We start from the raw sequence: 17,122 nt of genomic DNA on the forward strand, positions 1-17,122 counted from the left end.
TTGTTTAAAAATCACAATTTGTTAAAATTGAGGTCGAATTGATAACCTTTCCATAAAACAAAATCGGTTTGAGTTTGCTTCATTTGTAAAACTTCAAATCAAGAAAAATTGAAAAAAAGAAATGTTGAATTGGTCATTATTTCAGATGTCCACTTAGGAACATACGGTAGCCACGCCAAAGAACTAAACAACTATTTATCAAGCATAAAGCCCAAAATATTAGTCTTAAATGGTGACATTATAGACGCCTGGCAATTTAGAAAATCTTATTTTCCAAAAAATCATTTAAGGGTTATCCAAAGAATAATCGGAATGGCTTCTAAAGGTACTAAGGTGTATTACATTACCGGAAACCACGATGAAATTCTCAGAAAATTCAGCGACATGAACATGGGGAATTTTGCCTTGGTCGATAAATTAATTTTAGAACTTGACGGTAAAAAGGCCTGGATTTTCCATGGAGACGTTTTTGATGCTTCCGTACAACACTCTAAATGGATCGCAAAACTAGGTGGTTTAGGATATGATTATCTCATTCTCATGAACCGTTTTGTCAATTGGTTTTTATCTAAACTCGGAAAAGAACCTTATTCTTTTTCTAAAAAAATAAAAGCCAGTGTCAAAAAAGCAGTAAAATTTATTTCGGATTTCGAAACAACAGCCACCGATTTGGCCATCGAAAAAAAATACGATTATGTCATCTGCGGGCATATTCACGAACCTAAAATAATTGAAAAAGAAAACAAACACGGCTCTACTTTATACCTGAATTCCGGGGACTGGGTCGAAAATTTAACGGCTTTAGAATACCATAAAAAACGCTGGAAATTATTCTCCTACTCCGAAAGCAATTTTGCAGAAGAGGAAAACCTTTTTGAAATGGAAGATAACTTAAGTAATCATTTGATTACTTCAATTCTAAAAACCAAATAAACAGCCCTCCGGAAATATTTTTTCCTACTATAAGGTGCAAAGCCCCACCATAATGTCAGGCTGAGCGAAGTCGAAGCCCTTTTTTACCCAACTAGCCTTCGACTTCGCTCAGGATGACAATAGTACAAAATAGAAAATCTATAAAGACAGCACGAACACTTGCCAAAGTCCTATTTAACTAGAAAAAAGTTGCAAAACTTTTTTTCAAGCTTCTCAAACCTTTGCCTCTCTACCCCCCTGAACCTCTGAACCTCAAAAAAAAAGTCCAAATGTGAATTATATAACAATTCGCAATAATCTTATACTTCTTAGCCTAAACAATACTTGTAAGTTTGAAAAAATTAATAACCTTTTTATGAAAAAAATTATTTTATCAGCCATTATGCTATTAGGCTTAGCATTTACGGCTCAATCTCAGGAAATCGCCAAAAATGCAATTGGTGTTCGTTTAGGAGATAACAACGGATTTGGAGGAGAAGTATCCTACCAACGCGGTTTATTTAAAAACAACAGATTAGAATTTGATTTAGGTTGGAGAAACAGCGACAACGTAGATGCTGTTAAGGCCGTAGCTCTTTATCAATGGGTTTGGAACATTGAGGGTGGTTTTAACTGGTACGCTGGTGTTGGTGGTGGTTTAGCTGCCTGGGAATATGATTACCGTTATTACAATTCAAGATACAACGATAGTGGTACTTATGTTTTTGCAGCCGGAGATGTTGGTATAGAATATGGTTTTGATAAAGTGCCTATTTTACTGTCTTTAGATGTAAGACCGGAAATTGGTTCAGGATACTATGACGATGATAACTTTGGTTTTGACGTAGGTTTAGCTGTTAAATTTAAGTTCTGATAAAACGAAATTTTTATAGCCTAAAAGGGCTGTAAGGCCGAAATTTAAAAAAAAAAAAACGCCACAGATTAAATTGATTTTCACAGATTATCCAATCCTTTTAATCCTTTAATCTGTGGCAAAAATATTTTTAGAGGCTATAACAAAATCCCCTAAAAACATCGCTCAAACTTTTATTTGAGCCCCTAAAAAAAATTGTAAAAAACAAAACCTGTCTCTTCAAAAGGACAGGTTTTTTTATGGCAATCAAAAAAGAAATTTATTTGATGATAATTTCTTTCTTCGAATGAATTTTAACCACTGTATATGGATATGTAATAACCTGCGCAGTCATAGCATCGGGAGCCGGGCTATTTTCCTTTACGGTTATAATAATGTTTTTATCGGTTTCTTCTACTTTTTCAACTCCAATAGAGTAACCTCCTGTATTTTTTTCACCCATATTCAGAATAATATAATTAGAAGTATTAATATCATCCTGTTTCATTTTATCTTTCAAAAGTGGATCATTTTCAAGCATTTTGATTTCGTTGGGCTCCGTCAAAATTTCAAAGAATTTAATATTTCCACCACCGTCAGATTGCGCTGTCAAAATTTCAAATAGCGCTTTCGAATCTGTTGTTTTTGTTGTTCCGCACGAAATCAGAACAAAAACGGTTACAATTGAAATTACTTTTTTCATCTAAGGTTACTTTTAAGATTAGTGTCTCTAATTTTTATAATCGTTTATCGCTTTTTGATACAACGCTTCATATACTGGTAATATATTTTTGATATCAAACTTTTTCGCCACCTCTAAAGCATTTGCTTTAAACTGATTCAAAGTTGCATCATCTTTTAGAATTTTCAGCGCATTGGCAGCCATTTCTTCTACATTACCTACATTGCTCAAATAACCCGAAACGCCATCAAAATTCACCTCCGGCAAACCTCCTGAATTACTTGAAATTACAGGAACTCCGCAAGACATTGCTTCTAGCGCTGCCAAACCGAAACTTTCTGTTTCAGATGGAAGCAAAAACAAATCGGTCATGCACAAAATCTTATCAATTTCATTACTGTTTCCAAAGAAGATTACTTTGTCCAAAATCCCTAATTCCTGACACAAAATCTCGGCTTTTTCTTTTTCCGGTCCATCGCCAACCATCATTAGTTTCGCAGGGATTTCTTTCTGAATGTTATAGAAAATCTTAATGATATCCGGAATACGTTTTACCTTTCTGAAGTTACTGATATGGGTAATGATTCGTTCGTCTTCCTTAGCCATAACATAACGATGACAAGGCGCTTGCGGATCTTTTACCATTTTATCCAACTCAATAAAATTCGGAATCACCTTTATTTTATTCTTGATTTTGAATAATTTTAAGGTATCGTCTTTCAAGCTTTGAGAAACCGAAGTCACATAATCGGATTTATCGATACTAAAAGTCACCGCCGGCTTATAAAACGGATGATTTCCAACTAAGGTAATATCGGTACCGTGAAGTGTCGTAATCATAGGCAAATTAATCCCTTCGTTTTTCAGCATTTGCTTCGCCATATAGCCCGCATAAGCATGTGGGATGGCGTAATGCACGTGCAGCACTTCAATCTTGTATAATTTCACCATATCAACCAATTTGCTTGATAAAGCCAATTCATAAGGCTGATAGTGAAAAAGAGGATACTCCGGAACGTTCACTTCGTGATAATGTACATTTGGGTTCAAAAGTGCCAGTCTAACGGGCTGACTATAAGTGATAAAATGTATTTCGTGTCCGCGTCTGGCTAATTCAAGACCTAACTCAGTGGCTACTACACCACTACCGCCAAAGGTCGGATAACAAACTATAGCTATTTTCATGTATTAAATTTAGTATTACGAAAGTACTCAAAAATAGCCTTTAGTAGAAGTGAAAATTAAGTTAAAAAGCAACTAAACTTAAACTGGCGCACTCACTATGTCTGTAGAAGCTAACTTCCTTTTTTCCCGATAAACATTTGGACTTACAAAGCACTCTTTTTTAAAGGCTACCGAAAACGAAGAAGGAGATCCGTACCCAATTTTATAAGCTATTTCTTTAATAGACAACTTAGTGGTCTTTAATATATTCTGAGCATACTTCATCCTCATTTTAGTACTGTACTCAAAAACGCCCATATTAAAAAGTTCTTTAAATCCCTTTTTAATCTTAAAATCGTTAATTTCAAAAAGAGCTGACAGGTTTTCAATGGTATAAAACTCATGCAGATTTTTATTTATAAAATCCTTGATATCATGTATTTTTTCAATTTCCTGCTCCTTTACTGTATGGTGTTTTTTGTCTCCAATAATGCTTTTTCTGTTTTCTTCTTCCTCAAAAATTAGTTGCAAAAGTGTCATGATACGGCTTTTTACATAATAATCTTTTGCAATACCTTTTTTGGGATATCTTTTTATTTCTGCTAAAGCACTCATCATTTGCGAATTTACCGGAATACCATTTTCAAATAAACTACTGGATTTTTTCTGATTGATTAAAAGAATAAACTTTTTAACAAACTCGTTTGAAGTATTAACGAGGTGATGAAAATAATCTTCGGCTACATAGATATCAAGGTTGCGATATTCTACATCTTTTTTAAAATAAATGTCCACATCTGCATCCTCCTCCGTATAATAGATATAGTTATGATACGGCAAATATTCATTAACCTGATTATTAATCCTGTCTTTCAACACTTTGTCATTGAGAAAAAATGCAATCTGGATAAAATTAGACGCTTCTGTTTTGAATTTTAAATCGTAGTCTCTAAAATAAGTACAGGAATATTCCTTGATAATAAATTCCTTGCTATCATAAATATTATTGATTTTGAAACGCCCCAAAGCATTCTCTAAAAAGTCTTTTTTGGTGACATCAGATTCTTTTTTAAAGAAAGCTACTATTTCTTTTTCTAATACTTCTACTGTTTTATTTACTCCCAAATTCAATAGTTTTTGTGCCAATTGCAAAATTAATTAATGAAGTCAAAGGCTACTTTTGCCGAACAAATTTAATTATACTAATTCTAAATAAGAAAACATGCGTGTTAAAATATTTTTATTTAGCCTAATCATCTTTCCAATGATGACTTGGGCACAAAATTCCGGACAAATAAAAGGTAAAATCACAGATTTTGACGAAAAACCACTAGACGCCTTAAAAGTAATTCTGAATCAGGGCCAACAAACCACATACACTAACCCACAAGGAATCTACATTTTTGACAATTTACCAAAGGGGAAATACGAAATACAAGTAGAAAATCCGGTTTTTGTAAAAACATATACGGTTACTATAGAAACCGACCAACATTTAGTCTATAACCTATCACAGTCCTCCTATTTATATGAATTAGAAACTGTGAATGTGTCGGCAAATCGCAGGACCATTCCATCCTCTACTTTGCGAATCGGTGAAAATTTATTGCTTACACCGCAAAACATTCAGGTAATTGACCGACAAGTTTTAAGCGACCAACAAATTCTAACCACAGCCGACGGTATTAGCCGGAATATTAGTGGTGTAAGAACCATTACACACCAGGAAGAAGGTAGCGTTGGACTTGCTGTTCGCGGATTTGCAGCATCGAATTTAAGAAACGGAATGGACGTAAGCGGAAGCTTCGGACCACTCCGCGAAGACATTTCTTTTGTTGAACGCATCGAGTTTGTAAAAGGCCCTGCGGGATTCATGATGGGAAATACACAACCCGGAGGTTTTTACAATATTGTCACAAAAAAACCAATGGGTACTCAGAAAAAAGTATTCCAAATGACTTTAGGAAGTTACAATTTGTACAGAGCTTCGGCAGATATTGATGAGATACTAAGCAAAGACGGGAAATTAACCGGAAGGCTAAACGTAATGGGAACCAAAAAACAATCTTTTCAACAATATGTTGAGCATGAACAATATGTTTTTAATCCTAGTTTAAAATACGATCTCTCTGAAAACACAAATGTTACTTTAGAGTATATTTTATCACAAAATTCATTTGTTGGTGGGTTTGCTAAATATTCTTACGGAATAGACGGATTTAAAGATGTTCCAAAAGAATTTAACTTTGCTGATCCTATTGTGGATCCTACAAAGTCTGCAGAAACGAATATTTTCGGAACAATCAACCATAACTTCAACGAAGATTGGTTACTTGTTGGACAATTTGGTTATGTAAAATCGGAAATGGAAGGGGAATCTTTGTACGGAATGTACAATAACATTGTTTTGGTGGATGATCTTGCCAACAACAAGAAAAAAGGGGATGTACAAAGAGGAATCAGTATAAACGATGCCTTAAATACTTCAACAGTAGGACAGGTTTTTACCAGAGGTAAATTCACTACCGGAAGTGTCAATCATGCTGTTTTAGGAGGATTGGATATGGGAGAGAAATTCTACGTTGCCGATTGGACTGTTATAAATCAACCCGTTGGTCCGGTATTTAATATTTATAATCCTGTTTATGGCAAACTAAGAAAATCTGACTTGCCTTCTTATGACCGATCAAGATCGTTACGTGAGCGTGGCGCAAACTACCTTACCAATTACAGCTATACGTCACTTCACATTCAGGACGAAGCACGTTTTCTGGATGATAAATTACGAATTGCGGGTGGTTTAAGATACACCAATACGGTCAAAACAAGTGGCGCTGACAATGGTAAACGCGTAAAAAATGATGCGATTACACCTCGTTTCAGTGTAACAGGGGTACTATCTCCGAGCTGGACAGCTTATGCCTTATACGACGAAAGTTTTCAGGAACAAACCGGAATGCTAGTAGGTGGTGGAAGCGCTGATCCTTCTTATGGAAAAAACACTGAAATCGGAACCAAAAAAACATGGTTCAACAGCAAATTAATGACAGGGTTAACATTCTATCATTTAACAAAAACCAATATGTTGACTTCTGCCGGTCCTGAAAATCCGGGAATGTCTGAACAAACAGGTGAGAGTTTATCTAAAGGTATTGAGTTTGATTTGAATGGAACAATCGGAAACAACTGGAACGTGATGTTTAACTATGCTTTTACTGATGCAAAAGTAACTGAAGACAATGATCGTAGTAAAGTAGGAATGATGTTGTACGGTACAGCTAAACACATCAGCAATGCTTGGATTAAATACACGATTACAAAAGGATCGTTAGAAGGTTTAGGTTTTACTTTAGGGTACGAATACCAAGCCAAGAGAGCTGCGTGGCCGGTAACCAAAGAAAAGTACTTACCGGATAATTTGTTTTCACTAGACTCCGGAATATCTTATAAGAGAAGTAAATACCAAATATCTTTATTGGTAAACAACGTGACAAACAGATACAATTATGTTGGTTACTACCCAGGAGCTTGGGGGTACAAACATTATGGATGGAGAGTTGTAAATCCTCAAGGGTTTAGATTGAATCTTGTTTACAATTTATAAGAATTAAATCATTTAAAAAAAATAAACCCGACAGGTTTTAAAAACCTGTCAGGTTTGTTTTTTATTTAAAATTATAAAAAAAGCTTCTCTTCAAAATTTGGAATCTTCTCTGCATTCCCGTTATCCCAACTATGATATACAAAACGCTCTAATTCTTCCAGATCTACTTCATCGATTACAACTTTTGCTTCTTCTAAAAAGGCCAAAATACCTGTATATCCAATAATTGCAGGATTTGTGTCCGTAACAGGTTTTCCATACAATCCGTTTATGGTAATTGTCCAAAAACATGAACTTTTCGAGACAATAAATTCCAAACCATTTCGTAATCCTTTTTTCCAGGTACCCATTCCTTCAGCCCCCACATCTATTCCTTGATTGCTAAAGCCTGTTCCTGAATAATTCTCTACTATTTCGTTTTTAATGCCGTTCTTTTTAATATCCAAATTAACAATAGCAAAATAAGATTTTCCATTCTTATATTTCATCCAACGGAAGCCTTCAAGATCGTTTTTCATTTATAATATCATTTATTTAAAATTAAGAGAAACAAAAAAATCTCACTAACTAATTCTTTTAAAGACCCTGTTTTCACACTGTTTTTTCTTCTTAGTTCCGCTAAATTTTTGTTTCTCCACAACTTCTGAACTTGATCCCTTTAAACTCAAATCTAAGCTAACACTTTTATTTATTACCACAAAAAAAGGCACAAAATATACATTTTATGCCTTTTTATAATTTAAAAATACTTTTTTAGAAAAAACGACTGTGCCAGCTGTCTGCTGCCGGAACCTCCCAGGACTCGTTGTATTCTTCTATATTATTTACAAGATTATTAAACACAATCGTATTCTCTGATACCGATTTATCTTTAACCATCTTCTTAAAATCAATTAATGGTTTGTGCGCAATATGCTCACCCAATTTAAAAGTAACGTTCATTTTATCTAACAAATCAACATTGTACTTTTTTTCTAAACTTTGGATAAACTCAACTGAGCTATCAATAGAACATCCAGTTGCCGCTTGCACGTCCTGATTTACAGCCAAGATTAAAAATCGGTTGTATTTCATCTCATACGAAGCTTCCAAGCTTGTTCCGTGTGCGGCCCAACCTTCAACAAACGTTTTCAGATCAGACTCTATTTCAGAAAATTCCTCATCAGAAAATTTTCTGTTTGATTGATAAATCCAAATTCTGGACTCACCAGGTAAATTTTCAAAAGGGATATACATTTTTATTATTATTTTAGATTTTAGACTGTAGATTTTAGATTGCTGATTTTAGATTGCTGATTTTAGATTTTCTAAAATTTCAACTTTCAATCCCCGTTTCCAAAACCTTTGAACCTCTGTAACTTTAAACCTTTGTTCCTTAAGAAAAAAGGTTCCAAGTTCAAAAAACTTAGCCCCTCAGTACCTCAGAAACTTAGCCTCTTAGTCTACAGATCCTGTGCATTAGCGATTAACTCTGCAATATCCATTACTTTTACAGAAGCTTCTTTTTCCTGATGTTTAATACCGTCAGTCAACATCGTATTACAAAACGGACAACCGGCTGCAATGATATCAGGCTTAACTTCCAAAGCATCTTCTGTTCTTTCTACGTTGATTTCTTTGTCTCCCGGTTCGGCATCTTTAAACATTTGTGCTCCACCTGCTCCACAACATAATCCATTGGCTTTAGAACGTTTCATTTCGACCAATTCAACGTCTAACTTCTGAATTAAGTCTCTTGGCGCTTCGTATACTTTATTGGCTCTTCCTAAATAACAAGGATCGTGAAAAGTAATACGTTTTCCTTTAAATTGCCCTCCTTCAACGGTCAATCTTCCATCGTCAATTAACCCTTTTAAGAATTCCGTATGATGAATTACATCGTATTGACCACCCAATTCAGGATATTCATTTTTCAATGTATTAAAACAATGCGGACAAGCGGTAACTATTTTCTTAGCTTCATAGGCATTTAAAACCTCAATATTCATCATGGCCTGCATCTGAAACAAAAATTCATTACCGGCACGCTTCGCAGGATCTCCGGTACAACTCTCTTCTGTACCCAGTACTGCAAAAGACACATTGGTACGGTTTAAAATACGTACAAATGCTTTTGTTATTTTCTTTGCTCTATCATCAAAACTTCCTGCACAACCTACCCAAAACAACACTTCCGGCTGTTTTCCTTCGGCTAGCATTTCTGCCATTGTTGGCACTACTAAACTTTCTGACATTTCTCTCTCTTTTGTTTAAAGTTTAAAGTTCAAAGTTTCATTTATTACTCTGAAATCTGAATTCTTAATTTATTCCTGAGTCTTTTTAGTTTCCTAAATTAATTCTCATTTTTCCAATTCAATCTGTCTTGTTGGCTGTATTGCCAAGGTGCTCCGTTATTTTCAATATTGGTCATCATCGCGTTTAACGACATTGGAGCAGCACTTTGTTCCATCACCAAATAACGACGCATGTCCATAATAATAGATAACGGACTAATATTTACAGGACATTCTTCTACACAGGCATTACAAGAAGTACAGGCCCATAATTCCTCTGCTGTAATATAATCGTTTAATAATGTTTTATTATCCGGTACAAAAACACCTTTATTCGCATCAATATTGTTTCCTACTTCCTGCAAACGGTCTCTTGTATCCATCATAATTTTACGAGGAGACAATTTTTTACCGGTTTGATTTGCCGGACATGAAGAAGTACAACGACCACATTCTGTACAAGTGTAGGCGTTTAACAATTGTACCCAGTTTAAGTCCTGAACATCACTTGCACCAAACTTAGCCGGAGCAGCATTTTCATCAACAGGAGCAGCAGCAAACGGATCTGCATTAGGATCCATCATTAACTTTACTTCTTTGGTAACCGACTCTAAATTATCAAATTGCCCTTCAGGGTTCAGGTTCGCAAAATACGTATTTGGGAATGCTAAAAGAATGTGTAAGTGTTTTGAGAAATACAAATAGTTCATAAAAATCAAAATCCCTACAATGTGCAACCACCAAAAAGCTTCACACAATAGCATCACCAATTCATTCGACATACCGTTGAAAATCGGCGCGATAAACTGACTTACCGGAAAACTTCCTGCTTTATGAAAGTGCGAAAATCCTCCCGGAACATTTTGCAAATGCAAATCAGTCGCATTCATCAATAAAAATAAGGTCATTAATACCATCTCAAAATACAAGATGTAATTGGCATCACTTTTAGGAAATCCTTTTAAATCCGGATTAATAAAACGTTTCAGTCTTACTATATTTCTTCTGATCCAGAATACAATTACGGCTACTAAAACCAAAAGTGCCAGTATTTCAAAAGAGGCAATCAAAACATCATAAACCACTCCTAAATAAGGAGCAAAAATTCGATGTGTTCCAAATAATCCGTCTATAATGATTTCGAGTAACTCGATATTAATAATTATAAAACCTACATATACAAAAATATGAAGTATTCCGGCAACAGGGCGTCTCACCATTTTTGATTGCCCAAGAGCAATCATAGCCATGTTTTTCCAGCGTGCTTTAGAATTATCTTTTCGATCTACATCTACTCCCAAATTAATATTTCGGATGATCTTTTTTACACTCCTTGCAAAAAAACCGAAACCAACTATAAGAAGTATGGCGAATAAAATATTATCTAAATAACTCATTCTAATTATTTTTTAGTGGTTGAATTAGTCTCCTCTGTAGGCGCTACATAGGGTTTGTTTTTCTTTCCAAAAAGAGAAACATTTACATAACGAGTTGGATAAAGACGTACATCCTGAAGTAATAGTTCTAATTCCTTTGAAGTTTTAGCCAGATTATTGTACAACGCATCGTCATTTAATAATTTACCTGCTGTCCCTTTACCGGAATTCAGATTACTCATTAAACCATCAACTTTAGCTAAAGTCTGGTTCAGATTTTTAACCGTTTTTCCTAAATCTGCTTTATTTAAAGAATCTGATATCTTAACAAAGTTGCTTGACATTTTATTAAAGTTAGTTACAACTCCGTTAATCTGTCCTTTATTAGTATCTAAAATAGAATTCATACTTCCGGCCGCTTTATGAAACTGCTCCATAGTTTGGCTTAATTCTGCCAGCGTTTTCTTGATGTCTTCCTGACCTTTTTTGTCCAATACATTGTTTAGTCCTGAAACTAAAACATCAATATTGACCAACATTTTTTCCAGCTTTTGCTGAATTGGTTCTATTTTACCTCCTAAAGAATCTGTTAATCCTAATTCAACAGATGAAGATAAGGTCTGACCGTCTTCAGCAAGTTCTTTATCAGCAAAATTGGGTACAATTTTAATCTGTTTTCCTCCAATTAAACTTGGAGAATATAAAAATATCTTACTGGTTTTAGAAATAGGAAAATCTGTTTTTAACTGAAGTTCAACTAATAATTTACCTGTGGTTTCATTAATTGTAATCTTACTTACTTTACCAATTACAAGCCCGTTTAAAGTAACAGGTGCCGAAGCTGATAAATCTTCAACATTATCGTATTCTGCGTATAGTGTTTTATAATTCGTAAAAAGATCTTTACCTTTTAAAAAACTGTAGCCCCAAATAAATAATAAAATTGACGCGATGACTAAAATAGCCGTTTTAATTTCTCTTGTTAGTTTCAAAATTCTAAGTGTTTGTACAAAATTAATATAAATATTCGAACTTGCGACTATTATTTAATTGCGTCCTGGATACTGATTTTTTCTCCGTCCTTATATGCAATCAAAAAAGCAGCTCCATATCCTTTATCTTTAGCTTCTTGCAGATATTTTTGCGCTGCGTCATAACTTAAAGTCTCTTGATAGTAGTACTTATATATATTGTTTTCAAATAACATTGTTACATTTTTCAGTCCTTTAAAGTTTTTAGGCTCCAACGGTGTATTTTTGATACTTGCTATAAGTTGTACCTTAAAGAAAGTCCCTTTAGGTGCATTTTTTTTCGCAACCGGAGTTTCAACTGCCTTTTGTTTTGTCGCGCTGGACGTATCTTTTGCAGGTCTTACATCTGACATTTCAGGTACTCCTGAACCAAAATATTCTCTTTTATAACTTAAAATAGCTTCAGCAATAGCTCTGGCGATATCATTTTGTCCTTCCTCCGAATTTAAAATATTACCCTCTGTCGGATTAGACACGAAACCGGTTTCTACTAATACTCTTGGCATATATGCTTTATGAAGTACCATAAAAGGCGCTTGTTTTACACCTCCCTGACGCAGTTTTTTTCCAAGTTTATCAAAATTATCTTCAATTTTACTGGCCAATGAGATACTGTTGTCCAAGTATTCTTCCTGCATTAATGTCATTCCGATCATTGATTCCGGAGAATTCGGATCAAAACCTTCGTATTTACGTTTATAATCTTTCTCCAACGTAATTACCGAGTTCTCTTTCTTCGCCGCTTCCAGATTTGATGCTACTTTACTCAAACCCATTACATACGTTTCTGTTCCGTCTGCTGCCGTATTTTTGTTTGCATTACAATGTATAGAAACAAAAATATTGGAATTTGCACGGTTCGCGATATTGGCTCTTTCGACAAGATCTATGAAAACATCGGTTTTACGGGTGTAGATAACATTAACATTTGGATTAAGTTCTAATATTTTTCCAACTTTTAACACAATCGCCAAAGCAATATTTTTTTCTATTCTCCCGCTATAAACCGCCCCAAAATCGTGATCTCCATGTCCGGCATCCAGTGTTACTTTAAACACATTCGACTGACTGTAAGAACAAAAAGTAATTATCGTTAGAAAAAAACTAAATATTAGTCTAGTTTTGTTAAATATATTCATAAATCTAAAAGTTAATTTTAATAAAATGCAACTGCTATAATTTTTATAATTGATTATTTTTGACAAAAAATTATATGTAAGTTTGACACGTCAAAAAACAAGCCATACTTTTACAAAAATAGCATTTAAACCTTTGCATACAAACTTATTTAATATCGTTTTAATATCATTTTTCCTAACATTAGGATGTGGTAATCTATATTCCCAAGAGATAAAATCAAAAAAAAACTCGTTACCAGCTGTAAAACAAGCAACTAAAACCGAGAAAAAAACAGAGAAACCTAATGCAGTCGTTACAGACACTATTAAATTAGATACTGTAAAACCTAAAAAGGCTTTTTTAGATGGCAAAGTAAGGTATGTTGCTAAGGATTATGCCAAGATTGACCAGAAAAAGAAAACTATCACACTTTTTAACGAAGCCGAATTATACTACAAAGATGTTGAATTGAAAGCCGGTATAATTGTACTGAATTACGATAAAGATGAAGTATACGCCGGAAGAATAAAAGATTCTGCGGGAGTTTTGACGCAATATCCGAACTTCAAACAAGGCGCAAGTGAAGTACAGCCCGATTCTATCCGATTTAATTTTAAAACTAAAAAGGCTTTAATCTTCAATTCCAGAACAGAACAAGGGGAATTTAAAGTAAAAGCGGCGATTACCAAAAAAGAAAATGATTCTGTTTATTTCTTGAAAAAAGCTCGTTTTACAACTTCTAAAGATATAGATAACCCAGAGTATTATTTCCAAACCAGTAAAGTAAAGTTTATTCCGGGAAAAAAAGTAATTACAGGATTAACCAATATGGTTATTGCTGACGTACCTACTCCATTGGCCTTACCTTTTGCTTATTTCCCGATGAGTCAGGAAAAAAGTGTTTCGGGGATTATTATACCAAGTTACAATGACTCCAATACTCGTGGATTTTCACTGCAAAACATGGGGTATTATTTTGCTTTAAGCGATAATTACGACTTAACGGTTTTAGGAGATTATTACACCAACGGGAGTTATGCCATGCGTTTCGAATCGGCATATGCCACAAGATACAAGTACAGAGGAAATATAAATGTACGTTTTGAAAATTTAATAAACAGCGAAAGAGGTTACCCTGATTATTCGAAACAAAACATTTACAACATTCAGTGGTCCCATTCAAAAGATACTAAATCAAACCCAAATTCAACATTTTCTGCTTCTGTAAATATGGGAAGTAGTAAATACTTTAAACAATCGATAAATCAGGCCAACGTTGGGTCGAATCTGAACAATACCTTAAGTTCATCGATCTCTTACAACAAAACCTTTAATACGATTCCGCAAGCTCGTCTTTCGTTAACAGCCACACACTCTCAGAACACTCAAACGGAACAAATCAACATGACATTACCTACTTTACAGGCAAGTGTGGATCGTGTATATCCTTTTGTTGGAAAAGATGGCGTGAAAAAAGGATTCATTAAAAACATCAATTTACAATACAACTTAAGTGGTAAAAATGAAATCGTAACAACGGATTCTCTGTTTTTTAAACCGCAAATGTTCAGAGATGCCAAGATCGGTATGCAACATAGCATCCCTTTAAGCACTAACTTTAAGTTATTTAAATATTTTAGTGCCGGTGCCTCTACCAATTATCAGGAAACCTGGGTGACCAAAACAATTGATAAAAGTTACGATACAAGCCAAAGTAAAGTTGTAGATAAAACCGTTAATGGTTTTGATTCATTCAGAACTTATAATTTCAGTACAAACTTAGGAACAACCATTTACGGAACATTTAACTTTGGTGCAGATAAAAAAATTCAATCGATACGTCACGTCATGCGTCCTTCGATAACTTACGCTTACACCCCAAGTTTCGAAAAATACTATGACAGTTATGCTGTTGACGCTTCCGGTCTTATTACCACTCAATACAGCCGATTTGACAACGGTGTTTACGGTGCGCCATCTAAAGACAATTCTAATATAGTAGGATTCTCTTTAAGCAATACTTTTGAAGCCAAAGTAAGGGACAAAGACAGTACGAAAACAGAGGCTAAAAAAATCATGCTGTTAAACAACTTAAACTTTAGCACCAGTTACAACTTTAATGCCGACGGGAAACAGGTTTTAGCCTGGCAACCGGTACTTGTAAGTGGTGGAACGCAATTTTTTGATAATAAAATGAATGTCAATTTTGGAGCGACTCTTGACCCATACGCTATAGATAATTCAGGAACCAAAATAAACACTTTTAACATTGACAATGGCGGAAGCTTATTCAGAATGACCAGTGCAAATGTAACGATGAATTATTCGTTCAGTAACAAGGGTGGAAAAGAAGAAAACCAGCAAAGTGAACGGAATGGTGGTCGTAAAGATGATTTATTTGGTACCAATACGGATCTAAATGATAGTAGAAATAGCCAATTTGCAAACGAAAAAGATGATGGAGAAAATGTAATTACCGAATTTTTCAAATCTAAAATTCCGTGGGACATGACATTAGCGTACTCCTTAACCTATACAAATGCCAATCGTGAAAACAAAATTAGTGGAAATTCTATCATGATTTCTGCCAATATGGACATTACCCCTAAATGGAAGGGTGGAGTTTCTACGGGTTACGATTTTGTACAAAAAGGAGTTACGTTTACTCAATTCCGTTTTGAAAGAGATTTATTAAGCTGGAGAATGGCATTCAACTGGAACCCACTTGGAGATAATGCAAACTGGAATTTCTTCATCGGAATTAAATCAGGTGTTCTTAGTGATATCAAATGGAACAAACGAAGCGTTTCGACCCGATAAAATCATATTTAAAGAGATGCAGCAATACTATTACTCAGGAATAGGTTGCTCAAAAAATCTCTTTTCAGCATTTAAAATCAACTATTATGAAAAAAATAATTTTTACTGAAAAAGCACCAGCTCCAATCGGTCCTTACAATCAGGCCGTATTATCAGGAAACACTCTTTATGCTTCTGGTCAGATCGCAATCAATCCTGCTTCAGGAGAACTGATTACTGCGAATATCAATGACGAGACTGAGCAGGTTATGCAAAACATTGCCGCTATTTTAGAAGCAGCTGACATGACTTTCGAGAACGTAGTGAAAGCCACTATCTTTATTATGGACATGAATAATTTTGCTGCAATAAATACGGTTTACGGTTCTTATTTCAACGAAAAAACCGCTCCGGCTCGTGAAACAGTTCAGGTAGCTTGTTTGCCAAAAAATGTTAATGTAGAAATTTCTATAATTGCTGTGCAATAACAATCAATAACAATTGTGCCGTTGCTTTATTTATAACCAGCGGCACATTGTATACTCCAACCAGAAATAGTTATTTTTTCTATTCTTTTTTTTCAGAAGTAACAGGTCTTATACTTTTTTATCACGGCTTTTTAAGTTCCTATTTCCTAACTTCTCGCTTTGATAATCTCGCAAAGACGCCAAGCCGCAAAGTTTTTTCTTGTTACTTTTAAGCTTTATCCTTGTCTTTTCTGCTTTATTACTTTGGGTTACTCTAAATGGAACGCAGTATCAAAGCCTTTTTTGCTGCTTTTTCCTTAAAAATTTGCGATTTTGCGACTCTGCGAAATTTACATCCCCGCATCTTTTGGACTTGATTCATTACAAGTCAAAGCATAAAAAAACCGCCTCACAAATGAAACGGTTCCTATGGCAAATAAATTTTGCACTATTCTTTTATGTTAGAGAAACTATAGCAATGTAACCGCATTTAACAACAATTGCGCTGTAGCTTCATTTGTAGCCAATGGCACGTTATGTACATCACAAACCCGAATCAACATATTAATATCCACTTCATGTGCATGACTTGCTAACGGGTCTTTAAAAAAGAAAACCAGCTGCGTTTTACCCTCGGCAACTCTCGCTGCAATCTGGGCATCACCTCCCATTGGACCTGAAAGCATTTTTCGGACTTTAAATCCAGCCTTTTCTGCTTTGCCTCCCGTTGTTCCGGTTGCAATTAGTTTTATATTTTCCCGAAGCAAAAGATTCTTATTTTTATTTAAAAACTGAACCATGTCTGCTTTTTTTCCATCGTGTGCAATTATTGCGATCTCCAT

At 34.7% G+C, this 17,122-nt stretch carries 15 protein-coding genes; 5 read left to right on the forward strand and 10 right to left on the reverse strand.

Features of this window, described 5'->3' with window-relative positions:
- Nucleotides 1–108: 108 nt before the first annotated feature.
- Nucleotides 109–933 carry a UDP-2,3-diacylglucosamine diphosphatase gene (locus tag LNP23_RS19195; RefSeq protein WP_047773365.1) on the forward strand — a complete coding sequence of 275 codons (825 nt, stop codon included), beginning with the start codon at nt 109–111 and terminating at the stop codon, nt 931–933.
- 355 nt (nt 934–1,288) lie between these two features.
- A complete protein-coding gene (locus LNP23_RS19200; protein WP_047773368.1) occupies nt 1,289–1,786 on the forward strand; it encodes a hypothetical protein in 498 nt (165 codons plus the stop codon).
- 259 nt (nt 1,787–2,045) lie between these two features.
- Here the strand turns inward: LNP23_RS19200 and LNP23_RS19205 are convergent, their stop codons facing one another.
- The 3 genes from LNP23_RS19205 to LNP23_RS19215 form a co-directional block, all read right to left on the reverse strand.
- Nucleotides 2,046–2,468, reverse strand: coding sequence for a protease complex subunit PrcB family protein (locus LNP23_RS19205; protein WP_047773369.1), 423 nt, complete (start codon nt 2,466–2,468; stop codon nt 2,046–2,048).
- Between the two features lie 27 nt (nt 2,469–2,495).
- A complete protein-coding gene (gene bshA, locus LNP23_RS19210) occupies nt 2,496–3,632 on the reverse strand; it encodes an N-acetyl-alpha-D-glucosaminyl L-malate synthase BshA (RefSeq protein WP_230002453.1) in 1,137 nt (378 codons plus the stop codon).
- 78 nt (nt 3,633–3,710) lie between these two features.
- On the reverse strand, nt 3,711–4,736 hold the full coding sequence (locus LNP23_RS19215; RefSeq protein WP_230002454.1) for a helix-turn-helix domain-containing protein: 1,026 nt from the start codon (nt 4,734–4,736) through the stop codon (nt 3,711–3,713).
- Between the two features lie 97 nt (nt 4,737–4,833).
- Here LNP23_RS19215 and LNP23_RS19220 point away from each other — a divergent pair, with 97 nt between their 5' ends.
- Nucleotides 4,834–7,215, forward strand: coding sequence for a TonB-dependent siderophore receptor (locus LNP23_RS19220; protein ID WP_230002455.1), 2,382 nt, complete (start codon nt 4,834–4,836; stop codon nt 7,213–7,215).
- Between the two features lie 71 nt (nt 7,216–7,286).
- Here LNP23_RS19220 and LNP23_RS19225 read toward each other — a convergent pair whose 3' ends face one another.
- The 6 genes from LNP23_RS19225 to LNP23_RS19250 all read right to left on the reverse strand — a co-directional run bounded on the left by LNP23_RS19225 (nt 7,287) and on the right by LNP23_RS19250 (nt 13,034).
- Entirely contained in the window at nt 7,287–7,733 is a 447-nt protein-coding gene (locus LNP23_RS19225) for a hypothetical protein (RefSeq protein WP_230002456.1), read from the reverse strand.
- A gap of 235 nt (nt 7,734–7,968) precedes the next feature.
- Nucleotides 7,969–8,451: an ABC transporter ATPase gene (locus LNP23_RS19230; protein WP_230002457.1), complete on the reverse strand. Its 483-nt coding sequence runs from the start codon at nt 8,449–8,451 to the stop codon at nt 7,969–7,971.
- 206 nt (nt 8,452–8,657) lie between these two features.
- Nucleotides 8,658–9,449, reverse strand: coding sequence for a (Fe-S)-binding protein (locus LNP23_RS19235; RefSeq protein WP_230002458.1), 792 nt, complete (start codon nt 9,447–9,449; stop codon nt 8,658–8,660).
- 98 nt (nt 9,450–9,547) lie between these two features.
- Nucleotides 9,548–10,885 (reverse strand): 4Fe-4S dicluster domain-containing protein, encoded by a 1,338-nt coding sequence (locus LNP23_RS19240; RefSeq protein WP_230002459.1) that lies wholly within the window; start codon nt 10,883–10,885, stop codon nt 9,548–9,550.
- 5 nt (nt 10,886–10,890) lie between these two features.
- Nucleotides 10,891–11,856: an MlaD family protein gene (locus tag LNP23_RS19245; RefSeq protein ID WP_230002460.1), complete on the reverse strand. Its 966-nt coding sequence runs from the start codon at nt 11,854–11,856 to the stop codon at nt 10,891–10,893.
- Nucleotides 11,857–11,906: 50 nt separating this feature from the next.
- Nucleotides 11,907–13,034 carry an N-acetylmuramoyl-L-alanine amidase family protein gene (locus LNP23_RS19250; RefSeq protein ID WP_230002461.1) on the reverse strand — a complete coding sequence of 376 codons (1,128 nt, stop codon included), beginning with the start codon at nt 13,032–13,034 and terminating at the stop codon, nt 11,907–11,909.
- Nucleotides 13,035–13,116: 82 nt separating this feature from the next.
- Here LNP23_RS19250 and LNP23_RS19255 point away from each other — a divergent pair, with 82 nt between their 5' ends.
- Both LNP23_RS19255 and LNP23_RS19260 read left to right on the forward strand, forming a co-directional pair.
- Nucleotides 13,117–15,834, forward strand: a complete 2,718-nt coding sequence (locus LNP23_RS19255) for a putative LPS assembly protein LptD (protein WP_047773755.1) — start codon at nt 13,117–13,119, stop codon at nt 15,832–15,834.
- A gap of 86 nt (nt 15,835–15,920) precedes the next feature.
- Nucleotides 15,921–16,301: a RidA family protein gene (locus LNP23_RS19260; RefSeq protein ID WP_047773382.1), complete on the forward strand. Its 381-nt coding sequence runs from the start codon at nt 15,921–15,923 to the stop codon at nt 16,299–16,301.
- A 449-nt stretch (nt 16,302–16,750) separates the two neighbouring features.
- On the opposite strand, the gene LNP23_RS19265 is transcribed toward LNP23_RS19260, so the two are convergent.
- On the reverse strand, nt 16,751–17,122 hold the full coding sequence (locus LNP23_RS19265) for a methylglyoxal synthase (protein WP_047773384.1): 372 nt from the start codon (nt 17,120–17,122) through the stop codon (nt 16,751–16,753).

Origin of the sequence: Flavobacterium cupriresistens (genome assembly GCF_020911925.1) — a bacterium.
Lineage (GTDB): Bacteria > Bacteroidota > Bacteroidia > Flavobacteriales > Flavobacteriaceae > Flavobacterium > Flavobacterium cupriresistens.